This window comes from Paraflavitalea speifideaquila, from assembly GCF_032395985.1.
GTDB classification, from domain to species: domain Bacteria; phylum Bacteroidota; class Bacteroidia; order Chitinophagales; family Chitinophagaceae; genus Paraflavitalea; species Paraflavitalea speifideaquila.
In genome coordinates, this window is the sequence record NZ_CP135920.1 from 956,643 (window position 1) to 979,527 (window position 22,885).

Annotated in this window: 30 protein-coding genes and 4 pseudogenes; 23 read left to right on the forward strand and 11 right to left on the reverse strand. The window is 46.5% G+C overall.

Annotated elements, in window-relative coordinates; genetic code table 11:
* The first annotated feature begins 147 nt into the window (after nt 1-147).
* The 8 genes and pseudogenes from RS881_RS06820 (at nt 148) to RS881_RS06855 (ending at nt 6,293) form a co-directional block, all read left to right on the forward strand.
* Nucleotides 148-1,643: pseudogene (locus tag RS881_RS06820) on the forward strand (DUF1549 domain-containing protein).
* The gene (locus RS881_RS06825) at nt 1,559-2,485 is read left to right on the forward strand and encodes a DUF1553 domain-containing protein (RefSeq protein ID WP_315824380.1); all 927 of its coding nucleotides are present in this window, start codon (nt 1,559-1,561) and stop codon (nt 2,483-2,485) included. The pseudogene RS881_RS06820 and the gene RS881_RS06825 overlap by 85 nt, the downstream one beginning before the upstream one ends.
* Before the next feature lie 52 nt (nt 2,486-2,537).
* Nucleotides 2,538-3,122, forward strand: coding sequence for a DUF1501 domain-containing protein (locus tag RS881_RS06830; protein WP_315820391.1), 585 nt, complete (start codon nt 2,538-2,540; stop codon nt 3,120-3,122).
* Nucleotides 3,049-3,972, forward strand: a complete 924-nt coding sequence (locus RS881_RS06835) for a DUF1501 domain-containing protein (protein WP_315820392.1) — start codon at nt 3,049-3,051, stop codon at nt 3,970-3,972. Before RS881_RS06830 ends, RS881_RS06835 begins: the two co-directional genes overlap by 74 nt.
* A 541-nt stretch (nt 3,973-4,513) precedes the next feature.
* The gene (locus tag RS881_RS06840) at nt 4,514-4,978 is read left to right on the forward strand and encodes a c-type cytochrome domain-containing protein (RefSeq protein WP_315820393.1); all 465 of its coding nucleotides are present in this window, start codon (nt 4,514-4,516) and stop codon (nt 4,976-4,978) included.
* 17 nt (nt 4,979-4,995) lie between these two features.
* Nucleotides 4,996-5,271, forward strand: a complete 276-nt coding sequence (locus tag RS881_RS06845; RefSeq protein WP_315820394.1) for a hypothetical protein — start codon at nt 4,996-4,998, stop codon at nt 5,269-5,271.
* The gene (locus tag RS881_RS06850) at nt 5,265-5,411 is read left to right on the forward strand and encodes a hypothetical protein (protein ID WP_315820395.1); all 147 of its coding nucleotides are present in this window, start codon (nt 5,265-5,267) and stop codon (nt 5,409-5,411) included. The genes RS881_RS06845 and RS881_RS06850 overlap by 7 nt, the downstream gene beginning before the upstream one ends.
* Nucleotides 5,412-5,654: 243 nt before the next feature.
* On the forward strand, nt 5,655-6,293 hold the full coding sequence (locus RS881_RS06855) for an FN3 associated domain-containing protein (protein WP_315820396.1): 639 nt from the start codon (nt 5,655-5,657) through the stop codon (nt 6,291-6,293).
* A gap of 137 nt (nt 6,294-6,430) precedes the next feature.
* Here RS881_RS06855 and RS881_RS06860 read toward each other — a convergent pair whose 3' ends face one another.
* From RS881_RS06860 to RS881_RS06870, 3 genes are all read right to left on the reverse strand, one after another.
* Nucleotides 6,431-6,904 (reverse strand): hypothetical protein, encoded by a 474-nt coding sequence (locus RS881_RS06860; protein WP_315820397.1) that lies wholly within the window; start codon nt 6,902-6,904, stop codon nt 6,431-6,433.
* Between the two features lie 733 nt (nt 6,905-7,637).
* The gene (locus RS881_RS06865) at nt 7,638-8,090 is read right to left on the reverse strand and encodes a helix-turn-helix domain-containing protein (RefSeq protein WP_315820398.1); all 453 of its coding nucleotides are present in this window, start codon (nt 8,088-8,090) and stop codon (nt 7,638-7,640) included.
* A gap of 56 nt (nt 8,091-8,146) precedes the next feature.
* Nucleotides 8,147-8,449, reverse strand: coding sequence for a hypothetical protein (locus RS881_RS06870; protein WP_315820399.1), 303 nt, complete (start codon nt 8,447-8,449; stop codon nt 8,147-8,149).
* Nucleotides 8,450-8,526: 77 nt separating this feature from the next.
* On the opposite strand from RS881_RS06870, the gene RS881_RS06875 reads away from it, so the two are divergent.
* The 8 genes and pseudogenes from RS881_RS06875 to RS881_RS06910 all read left to right on the forward strand — a co-directional run bounded on the left by RS881_RS06875 (nt 8,527) and on the right by RS881_RS06910 (nt 13,582).
* Nucleotides 8,527-9,051, forward strand: a complete 525-nt coding sequence (locus tag RS881_RS06875; protein WP_315820400.1) for a hypothetical protein — start codon at nt 8,527-8,529, stop codon at nt 9,049-9,051.
* A 257-nt stretch (nt 9,052-9,308) separates the two neighbouring features.
* Nucleotides 9,309-9,479, forward strand: coding sequence for a hypothetical protein (locus RS881_RS06880; RefSeq protein ID WP_315820401.1), 171 nt, complete (start codon nt 9,309-9,311; stop codon nt 9,477-9,479).
* An 87-nt stretch (nt 9,480-9,566) separates the two neighbouring features.
* Nucleotides 9,567-9,875 (forward strand): hypothetical protein, encoded by a 309-nt coding sequence (locus tag RS881_RS06885; protein WP_315820402.1) that lies wholly within the window; start codon nt 9,567-9,569, stop codon nt 9,873-9,875.
* Nucleotides 9,876-10,052: 177 nt separating this feature from the next.
* The gene (locus tag RS881_RS06890; RefSeq protein WP_315820403.1) at nt 10,053-11,273 is read left to right on the forward strand and encodes an alpha/beta hydrolase family protein; all 1,221 of its coding nucleotides are present in this window, start codon (nt 10,053-10,055) and stop codon (nt 11,271-11,273) included.
* Between the two features lie 50 nt (nt 11,274-11,323).
* Nucleotides 11,324-12,222, forward strand: a pseudogene (locus RS881_RS06895) (NAD(P)-dependent oxidoreductase).
* A gap of 362 nt (nt 12,223-12,584) precedes the next feature.
* The gene (locus RS881_RS06900) at nt 12,585-12,914 is read left to right on the forward strand and encodes a GreA/GreB family elongation factor (RefSeq protein ID WP_315820404.1); all 330 of its coding nucleotides are present in this window, start codon (nt 12,585-12,587) and stop codon (nt 12,912-12,914) included.
* A gap of 19 nt (nt 12,915-12,933) precedes the next feature.
* Nucleotides 12,934-13,059 carry a GreA/GreB family elongation factor gene (locus tag RS881_RS06905; protein WP_315820405.1) on the forward strand — a complete coding sequence of 42 codons (126 nt, stop codon included), beginning with the start codon at nt 12,934-12,936 and terminating at the stop codon, nt 13,057-13,059.
* Nucleotides 13,060-13,192: 133 nt separating this feature from the next.
* A complete protein-coding gene (locus RS881_RS06910; RefSeq protein ID WP_315820406.1) occupies nt 13,193-13,582 on the forward strand; it encodes an HIT family protein in 390 nt (129 codons plus the stop codon).
* A 596-nt stretch (nt 13,583-14,178) separates the two neighbouring features.
* Here RS881_RS06910 and ruvC read toward each other — a convergent pair.
* Nucleotides 14,179-14,690, reverse strand: a pseudogene (gene ruvC / locus RS881_RS06915) (crossover junction endodeoxyribonuclease RuvC).
* A 344-nt stretch (nt 14,691-15,034) separates the two neighbouring features.
* Between ruvC and RS881_RS06920 the strand changes: the two are divergent.
* The 4 genes from RS881_RS06920 to RS881_RS06935 all read left to right on the forward strand — a co-directional run bounded on the left by RS881_RS06920 (nt 15,035) and on the right by RS881_RS06935 (nt 16,685).
* On the forward strand, nt 15,035-15,514 hold the full coding sequence (locus tag RS881_RS06920) for a hypothetical protein (RefSeq protein ID WP_315820407.1): 480 nt from the start codon (nt 15,035-15,037) through the stop codon (nt 15,512-15,514).
* Complete coding sequence (locus RS881_RS06925) at nt 15,499-15,759, forward strand: hypothetical protein (RefSeq protein WP_315820408.1); 261 nt, start codon at nt 15,499-15,501, stop codon at nt 15,757-15,759. Before RS881_RS06920 ends, RS881_RS06925 begins: the two co-directional genes overlap by 16 nt.
* Nucleotides 15,760-15,876: 117 nt before the next feature.
* The gene (locus RS881_RS06930) at nt 15,877-16,224 is read left to right on the forward strand and encodes a hypothetical protein (RefSeq protein ID WP_315820409.1); all 348 of its coding nucleotides are present in this window, start codon (nt 15,877-15,879) and stop codon (nt 16,222-16,224) included.
* On the forward strand, nt 16,179-16,685 hold the full coding sequence (locus tag RS881_RS06935; protein ID WP_484557630.1) for a DUF3108 domain-containing protein: 507 nt from the start codon (nt 16,179-16,181) through the stop codon (nt 16,683-16,685). Before RS881_RS06930 ends, RS881_RS06935 begins: the two co-directional genes overlap by 46 nt.
* Before the next feature lie 266 nt (nt 16,686-16,951).
* Here the strand turns inward: RS881_RS06935 and RS881_RS06940 are convergent, their stop codons facing one another.
* From RS881_RS06940 to RS881_RS06970, 7 genes are all read right to left on the reverse strand, one after another.
* Nucleotides 16,952-17,665, reverse strand: a complete 714-nt coding sequence (locus RS881_RS06940) for an MBL fold metallo-hydrolase (RefSeq protein WP_315820410.1) — start codon at nt 17,663-17,665, stop codon at nt 16,952-16,954.
* A complete protein-coding gene (locus tag RS881_RS06945) occupies nt 17,637-17,807 on the reverse strand; it encodes a hypothetical protein (RefSeq protein WP_315820411.1) in 171 nt (56 codons plus the stop codon). Before RS881_RS06945 ends, RS881_RS06940 begins: the two co-directional genes overlap by 29 nt.
* A gap of 88 nt (nt 17,808-17,895) precedes the next feature.
* Nucleotides 17,896-18,273: an MFS transporter gene (locus tag RS881_RS06950; RefSeq protein WP_315820412.1), complete on the reverse strand. Its 378-nt coding sequence runs from the start codon at nt 18,271-18,273 to the stop codon at nt 17,896-17,898.
* Entirely contained in the window at nt 18,240-18,965 is a 726-nt protein-coding gene (locus RS881_RS06955; protein WP_315820413.1) for an MFS transporter, read from the reverse strand. The genes RS881_RS06950 and RS881_RS06955 overlap by 34 nt, the downstream gene beginning before the upstream one ends.
* Before the next feature lie 245 nt (nt 18,966-19,210).
* Entirely contained in the window at nt 19,211-19,852 is a 642-nt protein-coding gene (locus RS881_RS06960; protein ID WP_315820414.1) for an undecaprenyl-diphosphate phosphatase, read from the reverse strand.
* A gap of 109 nt (nt 19,853-19,961) precedes the next feature.
* Nucleotides 19,962-20,126: a DUF3098 domain-containing protein gene (locus tag RS881_RS06965; RefSeq protein WP_315820415.1), complete on the reverse strand. Its 165-nt coding sequence runs from the start codon at nt 20,124-20,126 to the stop codon at nt 19,962-19,964.
* 250 nt (nt 20,127-20,376) lie between these two features.
* Entirely contained in the window at nt 20,377-21,150 is a 774-nt protein-coding gene (locus RS881_RS06970) for a cell division protein FtsX (protein ID WP_315820416.1), read from the reverse strand.
* Nucleotides 21,151-21,514: 364 nt separating this feature from the next.
* Between RS881_RS06970 and RS881_RS06975 the strand changes: the two genes are divergently transcribed.
* The 3 genes and pseudogenes from RS881_RS06975 to RS881_RS06985 form a co-directional block, all read left to right on the forward strand.
* Nucleotides 21,515-21,997, forward strand: coding sequence for a class I tRNA ligase family protein (locus RS881_RS06975; protein WP_350340096.1), 483 nt, complete (start codon nt 21,515-21,517; stop codon nt 21,995-21,997).
* A gap of 2 nt (nt 21,998-21,999) precedes the next feature.
* Nucleotides 22,000-22,326: a hypothetical protein gene (locus tag RS881_RS06980; protein ID WP_315820417.1), complete on the forward strand. Its 327-nt coding sequence runs from the start codon at nt 22,000-22,002 to the stop codon at nt 22,324-22,326.
* A gap of 64 nt (nt 22,327-22,390) precedes the next feature.
* Nucleotides 22,391-22,854 (forward strand): annotated as a pseudogene (locus tag RS881_RS06985) (leucine--tRNA ligase); the annotation flags it as partial.
* Nucleotides 22,855-22,885: the final 31 nt, after the last annotated feature.

Genomic DNA, 22,885 nt, shown 5'->3' on the forward strand with positions numbered 1-22,885 from the left:
ATTGGCAGAGGCCTTCATCAACAGCATTTTTATCAGGAAGGCGGTTTTTTAAAACCAGTTAATTAGGCCAAAGCACGTCAATTGCCCTTATTTTTTGTTAACTTACAAGCATACCTTTAAGCGGATTCCTGATCTCAACCTTGATGTATGACCTCAATCGATTGCGTACGCCATTTTAAATGGTTGTGGGTGGTCAGTGCCCTGTGCACCACCATTGCCATAGCCGCCATAGCCTGCACCAACAAGACAGCTTCCGGCAATTCCACCGGCGCCATTAGCTACAATTTTCACATCAGGCCCATTCTTTCAGATAAATGTTTCGTTTGCCATGGACCCGATGCCAACAAACGTGCCGCTCATCTCCGCCTGGACAATCCCGAATCGGCCTATGCACCTTTAAAGGAAACCAAAGGCGCCTTTGCCATCGTACCCGGCAAGCCCGATCAAAGCGAAGTCTACAAGCGCATCATTTCCACCGACCCCACCTACCAGATGCCAGCTCCCGGATCACACCTCGGCCTGCTTACCGAACAACAAATTGCACTTGTCCGCAAATGGATACAACAAGGCGCTAAATATGAAAAACACTGGGCCTTCATATCTCCCGTAAAACCTACCCTTCCCGCCGTGGATGATCAGCAATGGGTAAAGAATGAAGTGGATTACTTTATCCTGTCTGCCATCCAGGAAAAAGGACTTAACCACAATGAAGAAGCAGATAAAGAACGTTTGCTGAAACGCCTGGCTTTTGATCTTACCGGTTTGCCGCCCACCGTACAAATGATGGATGATTATTTGAACGATGCCAGTGCCAACGCTTACGAGAAAATGGTCGATCGTTTACTCACCAATACCGCCTACGGAGAAAAATGGCAGTGCATTGGCTCGATGTTGCCCGCTATGCCGATTCCTACGGCTACCAGGATGATAATATCCGCACCCAATGGGCCTGGCGCGATTGGGTAATTCATGCCTTCAATAAAAACCTGCCTTATGACCAGTTCCTGACCTGGCAAATTGCAGGCGATATGCTGCCTGGCGCCACCAAAGAACAAATACTGGCAACCGGCTTTTTCCGCAACCATAAATACACCGAAGAAGGTGGCGTGATACCCGAAGAATACCGGGTAGAATACAACCTCGACAAAACGAAAACCTATGGTAAAGGCATCATGGGTATTACCATCGAATGTGCCCAATGCCATGACCACAAATATGATCCCTTCAGCCAGAAAGACTATTACCAGCTCTTTGCATTTTTCAACAACAGCAAAGAGTTAGGCTTTGAAGGCGATATTACACAGTCTAAACTCGCAAAACAACCTTTCCTCCAGGTATCACAGGAGGAAAAAGAACAATTACTCAATTTCATTAACCATAAAGACACCAATACCCTATTTGTATCTGTGATGGGCGAAAAAGATACCCTGCGCAAAACCTATATCCTGAAACGGGGTGCCTATGATGCCCCTTCGGATGAAGTGCGGGCTGCAGCAGTGAATGCCATCATGCCGTATGATACCCTGCAATTCCAGCGCAACAGACTGGGCCTGGCAGCCTGGACCGTGAACAAGAACAACCCCTTACGGCCCGCGTATTTGTTAACCAGCTTTGGCAGGAGTTCTTTGGAAAAGGAATTGTAAAAACGACCGGCGATTTTGGTATGCAGGGCGAATTACCTTCCCATCCCGCCTTACTCGATTGGCTGTCCGTCGATTTCATGGAACACAATTGGGACATTAAGCGCCTCGTAAAACAAATGGTATTAAGCGCTACCTATCGTCAATCCACCAAAGTAACAAAAGACCAATTGGCCATCGACCCCGAAAATGTTTATCTCTCCCATGGACCCCGCAACAGGTTGCCGGCAGAGTTTATCAGAGATATGGTGCTGGCCAGCAGCGGCCTGCTGATAAAAACCATCGGAGGCCCCAGCGTAAAACCTTATCAGCCCAAGGGTTTGTGGGAAGCCGCCACCTCAGGCAGGGGCGTACTGGCTACTTACCAGCAGGATCATGGTGATCAATTGTACCGCCGGGGCATGTATACCTTTATTAAATTAACCGTGCCGCCACCTTCCATGCTTTTATTTGATGCCAGCAACCGCGACCAATGCGAAGTAAAAAGATTAAAGACCAATACACCTTTGCAGGCACTCATCATGATGAACGATCCTACTACACTGGAAGCTTCCCGTGTATTGGCCCAACAACTGGAGACCCAAAGCGGAACTACAAAAGATAAATTAGCCACAGCCTTCCGCAAGATCATTTGCCGCAAAGCATCCGACAAAGAACTCCTGGTATTACAATCTTACTATGACGAACAACTAAAACTATTTACCCAAAAATTATTGGATGCTGCTAAAACGTTACAGGTGGGTGAATATCCCGGTAATCATACACTGGATATCAACGCCACTGCCGCATTAATGAAAACAGTGAATACCATTTATAACCTGGAGGAAGCAATCTCTAAATCTTAGCGCCTGCATGCCAGGATTGTTGCTGATATAAATAATGCTTTATGAAAAAGAAATGCTGGAACATGGCCTCTTCCAAAACCGACGCAAATTCTTGTCAAAACTTAGCCTTGGCATTGGAAGCGTGGCCCTGGGTTCATTATTGATACCCGACCTCTTCAGCAAAGATCCCGAAGAAGCCATCATGGCTGGCCTGCCCCGTTTTGCTCCCAGGGCAAAACGCATCATCTACTTGTTTCAGAATGGTGCCCCTTCTCAACTAGATCTCTTCGATCATAAACCTCTCTTGCAAAAGATGCACGGGCAGGACCTGCCAGCCAGCATCCGTATGGGGCAGCGATTAACAGGTATGACCAGCGGACAGGAACATTTTCCCCTGGCAGGCTCCATTTTTCAGTTTGGTGAATATGGAAGGGCCAGGGCACAGATCAGTGAGTTATTACCTTATACTGCGGGCGTCGTGGACGACCTTTGTATCATCAAAACCCTCTATACAGAAGCCATCAACCACGATCCGGCACTTACCTTTTTTTCAAACGGGCGCACAGGTAGGCAACAGGCCCAGCATGGGCGCCTGGTTAAGTTATGGCCTGGGCAGCGAGAACAAGAACCTCCCTGCATTCTGCGTACTCCTGTCTAAAGGAAAAGGCAATGGTCAGGGTGTGTATGGGAAACTGTGGAACAACGGTTTCCTCGATTCTATGCACCAGGGCGTACAATTCAGCAGTGGCGAAAATCCCGTATTGTACCTCAACAACCCGGAATCAATTGATAAAACTGATAGGCGCAGGATGTTGGATAAACTGGCCGAGCTGAATGAAACATCCTACCAGGAGTTTGGTGATCCCGAGATCAAAGCCAAGATCCAGCAATATGAAATGGCTTTCCGCATGCAAACTGCCGTGCCCGAGATTACCGATATGAGTAAAGAACCCGAATCCATTATCAAACTTTATGGGCCCGATTGCCTCGTGCCTGGTTCCTATGCCGCCAATTGCCTGCTGGCCCGCAAGCTCAGCGAAAGCGGTGTGCGCTTTGTACAATTATACCACCAGGGATGGGATGCCCATGATAACCTGCCCGGTCAGATAAAAGGACAGTGTAAAGATGTTGACCAGGCCAGTGCGGCATTGATCACCGACCTGAAACAAAGAGGTTTGCTGGATGAAACCCTCGTCATCTGGGGTGGTGAATTTGGCCGTACCAACTACTGCCAGGGCAACCTCACCAAAGACAATTATGGAAGAGACCACCATCCACGATGCTTTACCGTATGGATGGCTGGTGGTGGTGTGAAGCCCGGCGTATATGGCGAAACCGATGAGTTTGGATACAATATCGCCAGCAACCCGGTACACGTGCATGATTTCCATGCTACACTTTTGCACCTCATGGGCCTGGACCATGAGCAACTGGTATTCAAACACCTGGGCCGTCGTTACCGCCTTACCGATGTGGCTGGCAATGTGGTGAAGGACCTGATTGCCTGATGAATGAACATTGAATAGCGAGCATTTTGTATTCAATATCGTTTAGTTAAGCTTGTCACTCTTTTAAGGTGAGTCATACTACCGCCCGGCTACGGCAGCACTGCAGCTTGGCCCACCTTTGACACGGGTAAAAACTAACTAAACGACCCTGATTCAACATGTAAACCGTCCCGGTTACAGTAACAACCTTGTAATCCAAGCAACAGCATGAAAATTAAAAAAGCAATTGCCGTATCCCTTTTACCACTGAACGTACTGCTGCTATTTTTTATAACCTTCAGCAGTAAAATTGTTGTCCCTGCCTGGCTCCAGGTGCCAGGGCGTACCCACCCGCTTTTGCTTCATTTTCCCATTGTGTTGATCCTCCTGTATGTTGCCTGCCTATGGTTTGCTCCACGCACCATAAAAACACAGACTGGTATAAGGCGGTTGCAGAAGGCCTCCTCCTGGCTGCTTGCTTTACCACAGCCATTACTGCTTTGTCAGGTTTCCTCCTATCTAAAGAACAAGGCTATGAAGAAGGATTGCTAACCTGGCACAAATGGATGGGGGCAGCCCTTTCCTTCCTGCTCTTCTTCCTGTATACTTACCGCGAAAAATACAACGCCCCCTTACTTTAAATGCCTTTGCCCTGGGAATAACTGCTATTCTATTGCTCGCTGCTCATTGGGGTGGTTCCATTACCCATGGACAAAATTTTGTCCTCGCCCCCATTACGCCTGAAAAACAAAAACAAGTACCCCTCCTGGAAGAAGCAGTTGTATATGCCGATATTATTGAGCCTGTTTTGCAAGCCAAATGCATGAGCTGCCACAACAACAGTAAGGCCAAAGGCGAATTGATCATGGACACTAAAGAAGCCTTGCTGAAAGGAGGAAAGAGTGGGGCCTTATGGGATACTACACAAGCCGATGGCGGGTTGCTGATCCAAAGAGTCCATTTACCGGAGGAAGCAAAAAAGCATATGCCCCCGATTGGCAAACCACAACTTACCCCTATGAAATAAACCTCCTCAAAGCATGGGTGAGGGGAGGTGCTTACTTTGATAAGAAAGTGATCGAACTGCCGGAAGGCGATACCCTGAAAACCCTCGCGGCTACCATCCTTAAAACGGCTGAACAGGATTCCTACGATTTTGAGGCCGCTGCTGATGCCCAAATAAAAGAACTGAACAACAATAACAGAGTCATCACTCCCCTGGCTGCCGGCTCACCGGCATTGGAAGTAAATTTCTATAACCGCCCTTTTACAATGCCAAAGAATTGCATGCCCTTAAACCCCTGGAAACACAGGTGGTAAGTTTGAACCTCGATAAGATGCCTGTGAAAGATGAAGACCTGGCTATCATTGCCCGGTTTAAGAACCTTAGAAAGCTCAACCTGAACTTTACAGCCATCACAGGCAATACACTGGCACAATTAAAAAACTGGAACAGCTAAAAAGCCTCTCCTTAACCGGTACACCCATTACCGTCAGCCAGTTGAAGACATTGCTTGCTCTGCCCCGCTTAAAAGCAGTATATACCTGGAATACCCCGTTACCGAACAGCAGGTCACCCAGCTTAAGCAGGCAGCTCCTGCCATTAATTTCTATAACGGATATAAAGATACCGCCACCTTAAAGATCAATCCCCCGTTATTGAAAATGAAGAAGTAGTTATTACAACCCCTGCTGCTTTGAAAATGAAACATTATATCCAGGGAACCGAAATACGTTATACCCTCGATGGGAAGGACCCCGATAGCATTGCTTCTCCCCTGTACAATAAGCAGTTAATACTAAAGGAAACCGGGCTCGTAAAAGCCAAAGCCTATAAACGGGGATGGATCAGCAGTGAGATCATACAAAAACAATTTTATCGTTCTACCTATAAAGCCGATACCGCCATCCTGGCTCCCGCCCCCGATCCTAAATACACGGCCAGTGGAGCCAGTACCATCATTGACCAGGTAAAGAGCGACCCTCCTTATAACAATGGGAAATGGATTGGCTTTCATGGTCAGCAGGTAACTGCTTTTTTACTCTTCCATAAGCCCAGAACCATCAGCAACCTTACCCTTAGTATGATGAAATCCGTGAACGAACATATTTTCCCACCCGCTTCTATCCAGGTATGGGGTGGAACCGATAAGGATCATTTGACCCTCTTACAAACACTGCGTCCGGCAGCACCCGCTATGGACGACCGGGCTAAGGAGAACATTACATTCGATACACGGTTTGCACCACGCGAGATAGCTTGTATTAAACTCGTACTTACACCCATTCCCAATATCACCAAATGGCTCAATGACAAAAAGCCAAAAGCTGGCTCTTCATAGATGAGGTATTTATCAATTGAAAAAGCAGGCCACTTGCCAGCCCGCCTTTTCATGCTATATTCCAACAAATAATGCAAGTATATTGTTGCTGACTGCGTTGGCCTGTTATCCTGTCATAGCCGCCGCCACACTCACTACTACTTACTACTTGTCTTCCCTTTGTCGCCGACTACAATAGCAGCCAGTATATGCCCTTCCGGAAGCTCTTTGGAAGAATAGTACAATTGGAGTTTCCCTTGTTGGTTTTTTTGCAGTGCCAGGATATCTCCTACTTTGCAACGCATGCTTGATTTCGTACTGCTGCCATCACCAAATTGCCATTCTTTTAAGGTCCGGTTATTCTCATCTTTAATGGCAATACTCCTGCCTTTACCAGGCTTGCCGCAATGACTGTAATAAATACTTAATTCGTCATTGACATTTGCCTTACCCAGTTCAAAACTTTTAACCCCGCCTTTCATCGCTACATGCTGTTCAAATACCAGTTTGTCGTTGAGGAAGATGCTAAAGCTATCACCACCACGATAAGAAGAGAAAGAGAATAGCGTGGCGCATACGGCCAATAAAGCCAGTGTTTTGCCTATAAGGCGATTGCTGTTGTTAAGTTTCATAACTAACTATTTTGAGGTGAATAATTACATTACACCACAAAACAACAGCATTACCCCACCCCTAAATAATTACTTTGACGAACCAGTCAATAACCTTGACGTTTTGCAAAAAAACACTCCTCAATCCAAGCGTATGCACCATTCAATGTCATTTAGTGCTGCTTGTACCCCTGAAAAGCGGGTCACACTGCCGCCCGGCGGATGCAGCCCAGTCCCGCAGCAGGTGCGGGAGCCCGCCTGGGCACTTTGTAAAAGTTGCTTAATGGCACACAGGAGGAAGGCTAAACAACAGCTTGAACGCATATTTTTAAGCATAAATTTAGATACCAGCATTCGCCCTGTCTTGAACAAATGAAACCTTTGTCTCCTGTTCATCATATTGTTTTTGAAAGCCCCTTAGGGGCTTACGCTTTGTAGAAAACGTAATCATCATGGCACACAGGAGGAAGGCTAAACAACAGCTTGATCGCATATTTTTAAGCATAAATTTAGATACCGGCATTCGCCCTGTCTTGAACAAATGAAACCTTTTCCTCCCTTTCATCATATTGTTTTTGAAAGCCCCTTTAGGGGCTTGCGCTTTGTAGAAAACGTATCGTTGTTTTTTTTTGTGCGCTGTAGGCGCACCACCGGTAGCGTCACCTGCGGCGCCGCTTTGAACCTTCCAACAGGCTTCTACAAAGTTGGAGCACCTAAAGGGGCAAAAAGTTCTCTCAATGAATGTAAAGATCACTCACCGCGCCCCATCTGCCTGCTGTATCATTTTCCTGTATTCCCCGGGTGTACAGCCCATCAGGCTTTTAAAGGCCCTTGTCAGGTGTGGCTGATCGGCAAACCCACAATCATAAGCAATGGCTGTTAATGACTTTTGCGACAGGGCCAGCGCCTGTACAGCAGCTATTATTCTGGTATAGGTACGGAACTGTACGGGCGACAGGCCATATTGCTTCTTAAATCCCCTGGCCATGGCCACCCGGTGCAGTGAGAGTTGATCCGAAAGCGCCTGTATGCCTTGTGGCTCATCCAGCCTGGTAGCCAGCATCTCCCGCAGGGCTTCCGGCCAGTGTAAAGGGCGGGCAGGATGTCCTTCCTGTCCGTATTGCGAGAGCATGATTACAAACTGGTCAAAATGTCCCATCAATGATTTTTCACCCTGTACCCGCTGTACCTGTGTCCACAACCGCATGGCCGATACATGTATCGCCGGGTGATTGATCCATTGCCACTTGGCGAATCGGCTTGTCAGTAGCTCATTGTCATTAAAACTGATGGAAAGTAAGTGCAGGGGCTGGCGCCAAACCTGTTTTCATGCACTACATAATTGGGTTTTATGACCACACTATTGCGGTTTGCATTTACTTCTCCCTGTTCCGTTGATTCCCACAATTCTCCCTCCAGTATGATACTGATGCGCGATAGCTTATCCCTGTGCGGTGCCATGTACAAACCGGGTGGATATACCGACCGCTCCACATTAAAGCGATCAAAATGAATGATATGCGAATCCCTGCTCATATTGTCTGTCCTCCCTTCCAATTTACACATTGTTGGCCCATTTATAACTTTTTGTCCCGGCTACATCCGCATGGCGTATTTTAGCCCCCATTAAACCCCTGCTTATTATGAAGTTTTTCGTTTCCCTGATAGCACTGCTATTACTGCTGGCAACTACGGTGCCGGCACAGAAAAAGAACCTGACTCCTGATGATTATGGCAAGTGGCAAAGCCTTGCTGCTGCCGATGTATCGCCCAATGGCGAATGGGTAGCTTATATTGTTGCTTCCCAGGAGGAAAATGATACCCTCTACGTGGTAAACAGACTTACCAATAAATCCTATAAGCTGGAATTTGCTACCAATTTTGAACTGTCTAAAGACAATCAATGGGTGGCCTGGCAGATCGGGGCATCTTACAAAGAAGCAGAAAAACTGCGTGATCAGAAACTCCCCATCCGTTATAAAATGGGCTTGTTGAACCTGGCTACCGGAAAAAAAGAGGTGATCCAGGATGTAAGCAATTTCCGTTTTTCCCGCAGCGGAAAGCTCCTGGCCATCAGCCTGGAACCCCCAAAGAAAACAAAGATAAAGGAGCCGTACTCCTGTTGCGCAAACTGGCCGATAGCAGCACCCGTACCATTGGTAATGTGACCGCCTGGTCCTTCAATAAAAAAGCGATTACCTGGCTTATATTGTTGAATCCGCCAATATCGCCGGTAACTCAGTAGAGCTCTTTAACCTCGACAATTACTCCCTGAAGGTCCTTGCCAGCGATACTTGTAAATTCTCTAAGCTCACCTGGCAAAAGAAGGAGAGGGCCTTGCCTTCTACAAAAGCTTTAAGAAAGAAGGGTTTGAGGAAGAGAATGTCATGGTCTACGCGTACGTAAATATCTACAAAGTTCCCTGTTGAAGCTATTTGATCCTACCAGCTTTAAAGGTTTCCCCGACAGTATGCGGATCAACAATGCCGCTAACCTCACATTGAGCGATGATATGAGTGGCGCATTTTTCGGTATCAAGAGCTGGACAGCCAAGCCCAAAAAAGAAGATAAAAAGCTACTGATAGCAGCAAGATAAAGACAGATACCACCAAAAAGCCGATACGGGAAAGAACCTGGCGGCAACGCCGGTTAAGAAAGACGATAAACTGGCAGCAGTTGACGTATGGCATTGGAAAGATGCAGAAATACAACCCCGTCAAAAATTACCTATCCCCAGGATAAGGACCTTAGTTTACAGGCCGTATGGAATATTGATAACAATACCTGGTTTCAGTTGTCCAAAGAAGAAGCCCCTTTCGCCAACTTCAGCGACAACCGCAAGTATGCTGTTATTTCTACCAATAAAAATACAAGCCCGCCTTTAAAGAAGACTATGCCGATTATTACCTGGTCAATACCAGGACTGGAGAGCAGAAACTGTTATTTGAAAAATGCTGGCTGGCTTCTTTACTTCACCACAGCCTTCTCCTGAAGGAAAATATGTCGTGTTCTTTAAAGACAAAAACTGGTGGAGCTACAATACTGCCACCGGCCAATCCATTAACCTGACCGAAAAACAAACGCCACTTTCTGGAATACCCGCGATGACCATCCGGCTACCAAGCCTCCCTTTGGCTTTGGTGGATGGATCAAAGGAGATAAAGAACTGTTGGTATACGATGAATACAATGTGTGGGCTTTAAATCCTGATGGCAAGGGCGCCCGTAAATTGACCGAAGGTGATAAAGACGAAACCATATACCGGGTCAACAGGCTCGATTTTGAAGATCCCTTCCTCGACGATACCAAACCCATTTTCTTTTCTGCCTATGGCGATAAGACCAAGAAGTTTGGTTACTATAAACTGGAAAAGAACAAACTCACCAAATTGCTGTTTGAAGATGCTATGGTAACAAGGCTCAGCAAAGCCAAAGATGCCAATGTGTTCACCTTCTCAAAACAGGATTATAATGTATCTCCGGAATTTTATGTAACCGAGAACTTTACCGACAACAAAAAGCTGGTAGCCACCAATCCACAGCAACAGAACTATTACTGGGGTAAAAGTGAGCTGGTAAGCTTCACCAATAAGAAAGGCAAACAAATGCAGGGAGCTTTATTCTATCCAGCCAATTATGAGCCCGGTAAGCAGTATCCTATGATCGTGTACATTTATGAAATACTGTCCAATACCGTTCACATGTACACTTCTCCTTCTGTAAGGAGTGCCTACAATACTACTAACTATACCACCAATGGCTATTTCGTATTCAGGCCCGATATCGTGTATGATATTAATGAGCCTGGTACCAGTGCCGTGGATTGTGTAGTTCCCGCTGTAGAGCAGGTGTTGAAAACCGGTATGATCGACAAAAATAAGGTGGGCCTCATGGGGCATAGCTGGGGCGCTTATCAAACCTCTTTCATTATTACACAAACCAACCTGTTCAAAGCAGCTTGTGCCGGTGCACCCCTTACCGACCTGATCAGCATGTCCATGTCCATTTACTGGAACAGCGGCACACCCGATCAGAAGATCTTTGAAACCAGTCAGGGACGTTTCGATGGGCCCTGGTATGATCGCATGGATGCCCATATCCGCAACTCTCCCATGTTCAATGCCGATAAGATCAAAACTCCGTTATTAGTAGCTTTTGGTGATAAAGATGGTGCGGTTGATTGGCACCAGGGTATTGAAATGTATGGTACGATGCGCCGCATGGAAAAAGAGCATGTTATGTTGGTATATGCGGATGAGAACCATGGCCTGGCCAAAAAGGAAAACCAGATCGATTACCAGAAACGTCAGCGCGAGTGGTTCGATCACTTTTGTTGGGCAAACCTGCCCCTTCCTGGATTACGGAAGGCACCAGCTATCAGGACAAAATGAAAGCAGTAGAAAAAGAAAATAAATCATCTCAATAAGCGCGTTAAGTGAACATGAAGAAAGTTATCGTTACCGCCAAAGTGCACAATTACCTCGTGGAGCAATTGGAACTGAAAGGGTTTACAGTAGAGTATCTTCCTCAGATCACCTATAAAGAATTGCTGCAGCAGATAAAAGAGGCTACCGGCTTAATAGTTACAACCCGGTTGAAGATCGACAAGCCCATGCTTGACGTGGCCGGGAAATTGCAATGGATTGGCCGGCTGGGCAGCGGCATGGAACTCATCGATGTGCCTTATGCCCAATCCAAAGGCATTACCTGCGTAAGTAGCCCCGAAGGCAACCGCAATGCAGTGGCCGAACAGGCCCTGGGGATGGTGTTGAACCTCATGAATAAGCTCAACAGCTCCATGCAGGAGATCAGGGATGGCAAATGGATCCGTGATCTGAACCGTGGCACTGAACTCACGGGTAAAACCGTAGGTATTATCGGTTTTGGTAATACCGGCGCCGCTTTTGCCAAAGTACTGGCTTCCTTTGAGGTGACTATCCTGGCCCATGACAAATATAAATTTGGCTTTGCTAAGGACCTGGTCAGGGAAGCCAATGCGGCCCAGCTGGCCCGTTATGCCGATGTGGTGAGCCTGCACTTGCCTTTAACGGAAGAAACTTTTCACTATGCCAATGATGACTTTTTCAATGCGTTGGAACGGGCGCCTTTTTCATCAATACCTCCCGTGGTAAAGTTCACCATACCGCTGCCCTGATACGGGCATTAAAAAGTGGGAAGATTGCCGGTGCAGCACTGGATGTGCTGGAAAATGAGAAACTGACCACCTATACGGAGGAGGAAAAGCAACAGCTCGACTGGCTGTTGGCACAACCCAATGTGCTCATTACCCCCATATTGCCGGTTATAGCCACGAGGCCTTCTATAAAATGGCCAAAGTAGTACTGGACAAGCTGGGTATTTAGATAAAAACCGGGCCACTTGTTTCGTGCGGTCAGTGCCGCCTAAACGAGTGGCCCACTTTTAGTATGCTTTCCCACCCCGGCTCAATGGGTTTGCGTACCGTCAACACAAAATGCCTCCCAGGAGAATGTTTTACAGGGGATTAGTCGATAGCCAGGAACCAATGAGCAGGATACCCGTTTGAACAATATTCCAGTTTATTGAGGTACTAATTCAGAAATTAGTTATATTTTTGCTTAGTTACAATCATGCAACGCTTCAGCGGGATACCTGAGGCGTTGTTCTTTTTTTCTGTTACCGGAAAACAGGACCGTTTCCGGATTAAAAACAAGGAGGTTATTATGAGCAGTGTTTTATATGTAAGTAAGGAAACACTTGAGCAAATGAGAGAGGAATTATTAAGTATGCGTACGGTAGACAGACCCGCTGCTGCCCGTGCCATTGCTGAGGCACGTGAAAAAGGCGATTTAAAAGAAAATGCAGAATACGATGCAGCCAAAGAAGCCCAGGGCATCCTGGAAGCTAAAATTAAAAAGCTCGAGGGCGATCTGGCCACCGCACGTATACTGGAAGCAGATAACGTGGATACCAGTAAAGTATCCATCCTGACCAAAGTCACACTTAAAAACCTGACTACTAAAAAAAGAACTTACCTACCAGATCGTTTCTGAAAAGGAAGCCGATCTTAAATTGGGTAAAATATCCATTACCTCACCCATTGGAAAAGGGTTGCTGGGCAAAACCGTTGGAGAAGTGGCCGAAGTGCAGATACCCGCCGGCGTGGTTAAGTTCAAGATCGAAAACATCACCGTATAAATTGAACCAACAACTTATATACCAGCCCCGCCCCCAGGGCGGGGTTTTTTATTAGCTTTGTCCCATGAAAGGAATATCTTTCATACGACTCAAATCCACATTGCTTAACCTTATATCCAAAATGACGGGCGGTATGACCATTTTTTCAAGGATCATAGCAGGTGAGATCCCTGCCTATAAAATTGCAGAGAATGATCAGTTTTTTGCCTTCCTCGACATCTTTCCTCTGGTAGAAGGCCATGTGCTGATTGTTCCCAAATTAGAAGTAGACAAATTTTTTGATGTGCCCGATGAATACCTGGCCCGGATACTACTATTTGCCAAACCCATTGCCCATGCTATTGAACAGGCTTTTCCCTGCAACCGTTGTGGCATGTCAGTTGTAGGATTGGAAGTGCCCCATGCACACCTGCACCTGATGCCCATCAATAGTGCCGACGACCTTAATTTTACCCGTGGAAAATTGAAACTAAGCCCTGATCAGTTAAAAGCAGTACAGGAAAAGATTGTATCTAAACTTTGAAGAAGTCCGTAAGTTGGTAAAGTCCGCAAGTCCGCAAGTCGGTAAAGTCCGTAAGTCGGAAAAGTCGGAAAGTCGGAAAGTCGGTAAAGTCGGAAAGTCGGTAAAGTCGGAAAGTCAGTAATCCCGCGTTTTTATTTACATCAAAAGGTTTTTCTTCCGGACTTCCGGTCTTTCGGACTTTCAGTCTTCCAGTCTTTCGGTCTTCCCGACTCTATCCTACTTCTTAACCCCTATTTACATCAAAAGGTTTTTCTTCCGGACTTCCGGTCTTTCAGTCTTCCAGACTTTCGGTCTTCCCGACTCTATCCTACTTCTTAACCCTTATTTACATCAAAAGGTTTTTCTTCCGGACTTCCGGACTTCCGGTCTTTCAGTCTTCCAGACTTTCGGTCTTCCGGACTCTATCCTACTTCTTAACCCCTATTTACATCAAAAGGTTTTTCTTCCGGACTTCCGGTCTTCCAGACTTTCGGTCTTCCAGACTTCCGGTCTTCCGGACTCTATCCTACTTCTTAACCCCTATTTACATCAAAAGGTTTTTCTTCCGGACTTCCGGTCTTCCAGACTTCCGGTCTTCCCGACTCTATCCTACTTCTTCACCCTTCCCGGATTGGCTTTAATAAAGTCTTCCCAGCCCTTTGCCTTACTACCGGTATCCTTTTTACCATCCGTTCCTGGTAATGATGGCAAACGGCTACGGCCAGCGCATCAGAGATATCATGGTTGGAAATAACAGTACCTTGTAGTGTTAGTATCGTTTGCAGCATTTTCCATACCTGGTCTTTATCGGCATTACCATTACCCGTAATGGATTGTTTTACCTTTTAGGAGAGTATTCATGTACCACCAATCCTGCTCCCATGGCTGCGGCAATGGCTACACCCTGAGCCCTGCCCAGTTTAAGCATACTTTGTACGTTTTTGCCAAAGAAGGGGGCCTCTATAGCAAAGTATTGTGGCTTAAAGGTGGCAATCAGGTCAGTGATCTTTTGATGGATCAGTCGCAGCCGTTCATAGTGGTCTTTCCGGGCGTTCAACCGCAGTACATTCATTTCGAGAACCGTTATCTGGCGGGGTGTAGCAGCAATGATACTGTACCCCATCATCATGGTGCCGGGGTCAATACCAAGAATTATTTTGGGTGAGTTTTGCAAGGAGTGCGTCAATTCAGTTTATTTTGTACCTCATTGTTGCCAGCCAGTACCTGTTGAAGCCGGCTTCTTCAGTATCCTAATGACAACATAATTAATAGCCACTGAACAAAAATATCAAAATAATCCTCAACTATGTGATCGGCCCGTTGGTGTTCTGCCTGCTGGCCTGGTCCATTTATCACCAGCTACAGCGGCAACCCAATTGAAAGCGTCTTTTAAACATATCCGCCTGGCATTTACAGGTGCAGAGATTTGGAAACTCTGGCTGGCCGTCATCCTGATGCTTGTCAACTGGGGTATTGAGGCCCGGAAGTGGCAGGTGGCTATCCGTCGTATTCAGCCTATTTCCTTCCTGCAGTCCTGAAAGCCACTTTTACGGGCACTACAATGGCCTTTTTACACCCAACCGCATTGGCGAGTATGTAGGACGCATTTTATACATCCAGGAAAATAAACGTATTCAGGCCATTTCCCTCACCATTGTTTGCAGCATGGCCCAGTTGCTCGTTACCCTCCTTGCTGGTATGGTAGCCCTCGTGTACATGAAAAATGTAATTGGCGCCCAACAGCCTGCCGATCAATCACTGTTATTCTGGATCAATACCCTGTTGTGCATGACAGCCTTGGGTACCCTCATTTTAACATTATTTTATTTCCGGTTGGCCTGGCTCGTCAAGTGGATCGAAAAATACCGGGGATCAAGCGGTTTGTACGCTATATCCAGGTATTGGATTCTTTTAACGCAACTATCCTCCTGCGCATTTTGTCTTTATCTGTAGCCCGTTATCTCGTATTTATCGGGCAATATTCTTTGCTCTTTGCAGTTTTTGACGTGTCACTCACCCTTCCGCAGGTATTTGCCTCCATTGGGGTGGTCTTCCTGGTCCTGGCCGTGGTTCCCACCATTGCCGTGATTACCGAACTGGGCGTAAGGTGGAAGGCCAGCATAGAGTTGGTACAGTTTTTTAGTACCAATACATGGGGGTATTGGCTACTTCGTTGTCAATATGGTTTATTAATTTAGTAATACCTGCATTGATTGGGAGTTTGCTAATTTTAGGAATCCGTATCTTCAAAAACAGGTAAGGGAATAAACCCCTGGCATGATTGGTTCGTATTATTATAAGAATAAGATTGTTACATGAAACTCTATCGACCTTTGGCTTTCCTCCTGCTCACGGTGATCAGCTTTCCTATCCAGGCGGGTAATGGCTCGGGCAATGGCTTTTGCGATATCAGGAACACTGCTTTCCATGCCGCCGAAACGTTGACCTATAAGGTATTCTATACAGTAGTAGGCGCCTATTTCGGAGCTGGTGAGGCCACTTTCAGGTCCAATATCGAACAACTCAACAATAAACCCGTATACCATATCATAGGGAGGGTAAAACCTTTAGCTTTTATGATGGCATCTTCAAAGTACGCGATAAGTATGAAACCTATATCGATACCGCTACATTCCAGCCCTACCGTTTTGTACGCAATGTGAATGAAGGCAGCTATAAGAAATTCGAACATGTTGATTTCAACAAAACCACCAATGCGGCAGTAACGAATGACGGCGTGTACAAAGTGCCCGAATGCGTGCAGGATGTATTAAGCGCTATTTACTATGCCCGTAATATCGACTTCAACAAATACAAGCCCGGCGATAAGATCAACTTCTCCCTCTTCCTCGATAAAGAAGTATTTGAAATGTATATCCGGTACCTGGGTAAGGAAACCGTGAAAACCAAATATGGGAAATTCAGGGCTATTAAATTTAAGCCCCTCCTCATCAAAGGAACCATTTTTGAAGGCGGCGAGAAAATGACCGTGTGGGTAAGTGATGACAAAAACCATATTCCCCTCAGGGTGGAAAGCCCCATCTCTGTAGGCAGCGTAAAGGTGGATATGATCAGCTACCGCAACCTTCGCCACGATCTTACTTCCTTGATCGATGTACGTTAAACCGGCATTGGTATAACCCATGCGGCTGTACTTCTCATTACATGATTACCTGTCATCTGCTGCATTCAGACCTCAGACTTCATGTCTTCCGGACTTCCCGACTTCCGGTCTTCCGGACTTCCCGACTTTCTGACTTCTAACCTCAGATATCCTCCAATCTGAACACTTCCTTGTGCCGGATGCCCTTCTCTGTCAGCTGTAGCGTACAGCACTCATTTAGGGGTCATGTTCAAAGAACAGGATATAATCATTGTCTACAGCTTCAGTCAAAAGACTTTCTTTTCCTGTAAAGTGGTCAGCGGAAACATATCATAGGCCATCACGTAGGGCAGGGGGATATGCCCGGTAGAAGGCAGCAGGTCGGCCATAAAAACGATGGTGCGGCCTTTGTACCGTATTTGCGGCAACATCATGGCATCCGTATGCCCGTTTACGAAACGGATGGAAATATGGTCGGTGAAGTTGATCCCATCCAGCGGTTCTATATATTTCAATTGCCCGCTCTGTTCTATGGGAAGGATATTTTCTTTGAGGAAAGAGGCTTTCTCCCGTTCATTGGGTTGTGTAGCCCATTCCCAATGCTTCAGGTTACTCCAGTAAGTGGCATTTTTAAAAGCAGGGACCAATTGGTCTCCCTCCCGGTCAATACTGCCCCCGCAGTGGTCAAAATGCAGGTGGGTGAGGAATACATCGGTAATGTCGTTCCGGTGAAAGCCCAGTTTACTGAGTGATCCATCCAGCGACTCATTGCCATGCAGGCAATAATGCCCCAGGAATTTAGCATCCTGTTTATTGCCAATCCCGTTGTCTACCAGGATCAGCCGTTTGCCATCTTCAATCAGCAGGCAGCGCATGGCCCAGCTGCAAAGATTGTTATCGTCGGCGGGGTTTAACTTTTGCCAGATACTTTTGGGTACTACCCCAAACATAGCGCCACCATCCAACTTAAAATTACCCGTATGTACAGTATGTAGTTTCATCAGGAAGCTTTTGTTGCTGCTTATACAGGGCCGAATATAACCAGACCAGCCCGATGGCAAAGAAAACGATTAATGATAATACGGAAGCTTTCATACTGCCCGTTTTCTCTTCAATAAAGCCGAAGCTGAAAATGCCAATCACAATGGCAATCTTCTCTGTAAGGTCATAATAGCTAAAAATGAAGCAGTATCTTTTGTTTCCGGCATCAGCTTGGAATAAGTTGACCGGCTTAGTGATTGTATACCCCCATTACCAAACCTACAGCCACAGCCAATCCATAAAAATGAAACTCCGGGTCCACTCCATTTTCTTTCAGTACGGCCGTATAATAGGCGGCTACGCAAATAAGGATCCAGAAGATCACTACCCCCATCAGTACTTTCAGGTTTCCGAACACAGCCGATAACTTCGACATACCCCAGGCGCCAATAATGGCTACCAGCTGAATGATCACTACCGTAAGGATCAGCTTGGTTTCATTGAGTCCCAACATCTTACTGCCAAACATGGTGGCAGCTAGCATTACCGTTTGCACTCCCATGCTATAGAAAAAGAATCCACGCAGAAAGCGTTTCAATACCGGCATTGCCTTAACCTGCCCATACACTTTTTTGATTTCACTGATACTTTCTTTGAATACCCCGGCTGTATGTTTTTCGATGGAAGGGATTGAAGGGGCAATACCCTGAAAGTGATCTGGGCAAACCCCAGCCACCAGATACCGGTAAGCAGGAAGGTGATACGGGAAGCCAGACCTGCACTGGGCAATACGATCACCAATACAAAGCCAATGATCTGCAGCAATACGCTGCCGACATAACCAAAGGAATAACCTCGCGCGCTGATCCGGTCCCTGTCCTGTTCCGCTGCTATTTCTGGTAAATAGGAATTATAAAATACCAGGCTGCCGCAATAGCCGATGGCTGCCAGTATAAAGAAGAATATTCCAAACTCAACATTGGCTCCATTGAAGAAATACAGGGCACTACAACCGAGCGCTCCCATATAACAAAAGAACTGCATGAAGCGCTTTTTATTACCCCTGGTATCGGCAATCGAGGTAAGCAGGGGATATAATAAGGCTATGACCAGGTAGGCAGCCGCAATGGCATAATCGTACAAGGCCGAATTAATGTACTGCCTGCCCAGGAAAGTGATATGATCACTTTTGAAATGGTCCTTGGTAGCTGCATTAAAATAGATAGGAAAGAAAGTGGTTGTAATAACCAGGTTGTACACCGAATTGGCCCAGTCGTACATGGCCCATCCGTTAATTACTTTTTTGGAAGCTGTTTGCATGGCAGAAGGGTTTATTACATAAAGTACACTCCACGCCGCTGAGGGCTTACCTTACTCACTCGGTGATCACCTGGGTATAGATCAGGATCAGCAGTATGATACCGGCAATAATGCGGTACCAGCCGAACAAACGGAACCCCCGTTTTTGTAAAAAGCCTATGAAAAACGAATGGCCAGCATCGCCACTACGAAAGCTACAATATTACCTACAATAAAAGCATACAGGTTGCCCGGGGTACTCATGATCAGCTCATAGCCTTTTGAGGCCCCTCCGGGCCTTTCCACGCTTTCAGGAACAGTGAATAGCCGCTGGCGGCGCACATGGTAGGCACAGCCAGGAAGAAAGAGAACTCGGCAGCCAGCTTACGCGTAAGCTTTTGTTGCATACCGCCAATGATGGTGGCGGCACTGCGGCTAACTCCAGGAATCATGGCAATACATTGCCAGAGGCCAATGGAAAATGCCTTGCCATTACTGATCTTTTCTTCAGTATCAACCTGACTGGTCGCCTGCTGGTTGAAAATTTTGTCGATAAACAACAAGACAATACCACCCGCCAACAGCGTGATGGCTACCGTGGTAGGGCTTTCCAGTAATGCGTCGATCTTATCGGAAAAGAAATAACCCAATGTAATGGCAGGGATCACTGCAACGATCAACTTCACATAGAACTGCCAGCGTTTGAAGTCGAAGAATTTCTTCCAATACAATACCACTACCGCCAGGATCGCTCCCAACTGTACAGCTACTTCAAAAAGTTTGGTAAACTCTTCCTTGTGAATATCCATCAGGCTGCTGGCAATGATCATATGCCCGGTGGAAGAAACAGGAAGATATTCAGTAATGCCTTCTACAATGGCGATGATAATGGCTTCAAATATGCTCATGGGAGAATTTGATAATTCGGTAATTTGAAAAGGTGGTAATGAACTGCCAACCGGCTAATCAACAGATTTCCATTTTCAAATTTTCAAATTGACTCTTTGTCAAATTAAGCTAGCCTTTCGGTTTCCGGAAAATGGCAAATACTTCAATGCCCAGACCCAGCAGGATAACAATGGGGGCTACAGTAATGCGCCGGAAGCTGTACACTTCATTATCCGTAAATATATTGGGGTCTTTACTGTTGCCACCTGCCATCAGGAGCAGGCCCAGTAACATGACCACCAGTCCGGCGAAGATCCAGATATAGTTTTCCTTCCCAAACAGGGTAGTAGAAGGTTGCTTTTTTCAGTGGTTAACTTTTCGGCCATTATCCATTAAAATTAGGGCTGCAATATAGGAAATAAGGTAGAAGATACAAGTTTCACGCTCAAAGTAATAGACGGGAGAAAGTGGCGAGCAGCGACCTACGAGCTGCGAGCCCGGATACCTTGTATTTTGCTCGCAGCTCGTAGCTCACAGCTCGAGGCTAATATAGGTCGTCCAGCTTCATTTTCAGGTACTTTACCACACTCCGGTAGGTGCTGAACAACGAAATACTGATGCCCAGCAATACCAGGAAGGCAAACAACAGGATCAATTTGCCATTATCACGCAGATCGCGCAGGTAAGGCAGGAAATACTCACTCAGCATCATCACAATGTAGATGATGGCAATGGCCACAATGGCCGATATAGTACCGTTAATAATGGCCCTGACAGTCATGGGCCGGGCTATAAAACCACGGGTGGCGCCTACCATTTGCATGGTTTTGATGATAAACCGGTTGCTGTACATGGCCAGGCGGATGGTATTATCGATCAACACAATGGAGAAAATACAGAATATACCCGCCAGGATGGCAAAAGCAATCAATCCTACCCGGACTGAACTACTCATTTTTTCTACCACAAAAGCCGGGTATTGAACACTCTCGATCACCATCGACTGCTTTTCCAGGTCGGCCTTGATCGCTGTTACACTATCTTTTTGTACGTAGTTGCTTTTCAGGTTCAGGTCAAAAGAAGCAGGCAGCGGATTTTCGTCCAGCAGCTCCTTAAAGTCATTCTCCCCGCTTTTCAGCCAACGCTGTTTGGCGGCCTCCTTATCAATATATTCGTAAGATTTAGTATATGGCTGGGCTGCAATGAAGGTTTTGAGGGTCTCTACATCCTGGGGGTAATGTTCTTCCGGAGAAACAACTGCACTTTCACATCCTCTTTCATTTCCTCGGTATATTGACGGGCATTCAGCAGCAACCAACCAAAAATGCCGACAAAGAAAAGTACAATGGTGACCCCAAAATGGCCATAAAATACGAGGGCTTTGAACGCCTGGCCGATCCTTTACCTAATTGCGCCATGAAACAATAATTTTGATGGGTTAGTTAATAAACGGATAACGGCAAAAATAGCGGTTTTATCCAGCTTAAGCCGGATAATCCGTATTTTTGACGCCCTACTAACGGTTGCAGGGCCGGAAAAATTTTTCGGGGTAACGCCTTTTAACGTTTCCTCAACGAAATAATTCGTCTTTGAAATAATAGCAGGTATGGCCCTGCAGTACCAGCCCGCATGCAGCGGTACAAGAATAATACCATTAAAACAATCAGAATCGTAACGGATATATGGAATACAAATTCAGCCATATTGAGAAGAAATGGCAACAGACCTGGAAAGAGACCAACGTTTACAAGGTGAGCAATGATAACAGCCGGCCCAAATATTATGTGCTGGATATGTTTCCTTATCCCAGCGGAGCCGGCCTTCATGTAGGCCATCCCCTTGGCTATATTGCCAGCGATATATTTGCCCGCTATAAAAGACTTCAGGGATTCAATGTGCTGCACCCCATGGGTTATGATGCCTTTGGCCTCCCTGCCGAACAATATGCCATTGATCATGGCATTCATCCTGCCGTATCCACCGACGACAATATCAACAATTTTCGCCGTCAACTCGACAATATCGGTTTTTGTTACGACTGGAACCGCGAGATCAAAACCTCCGATCCCCAATACTATAAATGGACCCAATGGATCTTCCTTCAACTCTTCCACAGCTGGTTCAACCGTAAAACCAAAAGGCCGAGCCCCTTGATCAGCTGGTAAAGTTGTTTGAAAAGGAAGGCAATGCCAGCCACCCTTGTCCTGGCGATTCAACCCTTAAGTTTACTGCTCAATTATGGATCAGCTTTGAAGAGGCGCAGCAGATGGATATCCTGATGCAATACCGCCTGGCTTATTGTGGTATTGGTGAGGTGAATTGGTGCGAAGCCCTGGGCACCGTATTGGCCAATGATGAGGTGATCAATGGTGTAAGTGAGCGCGGTGGTTTTCCTGTGGTGAAGAAAAACTCCGCCAGTGGTACCTGCGCATTACTGAATATGCCGACCGCCTCCTGGAAGGCCTCGAACAGGTTGATTTTAGCGATGCCATGAAGGAAATGCAAAGCAATTGGATCGGCAAAGCTATGGCGCTGAGATCAGCTTCGAGCTACGAGCCATGAGCCACGAGCAAGAGAAAAGCGCGCAGCTCGCAGCTCACAGCTCACAGCTGGTTGTTTATACCACCCGTCCCGATACCATCTTTGGGGTCGACTTCATGGTCATTGCCCCGAGCATGAGTTGATTGACCAGATCACTACCCCTGAACAAAAAAAAGGCGGTAGAAGATTATATTACCTACGTGAAGAGCCGCAGCGAGCGGGAGCGCATGGCCGAAAAGAAAATATCCGGCGTTTTTACCGGCGCCTATGTACTCAATCCTTTGATGGCCGCGAAATACCCGTCTGGATCTCCGAATACGTACTGGCGGGATATGGTACCGGCGCCATCATGGCCGTACCCTGTGGTGATGAGCGTGATCATAAGTTTGCCAGGCATTTTAATATACCCATTACCAATATCATCGGCAGCCATTACAATGGCGAAGAAGCCAATCCTACCAAGGATGCGGTATTGGAAAACTCAGGTTTCCTCAATGGACTGGTCATGCGTG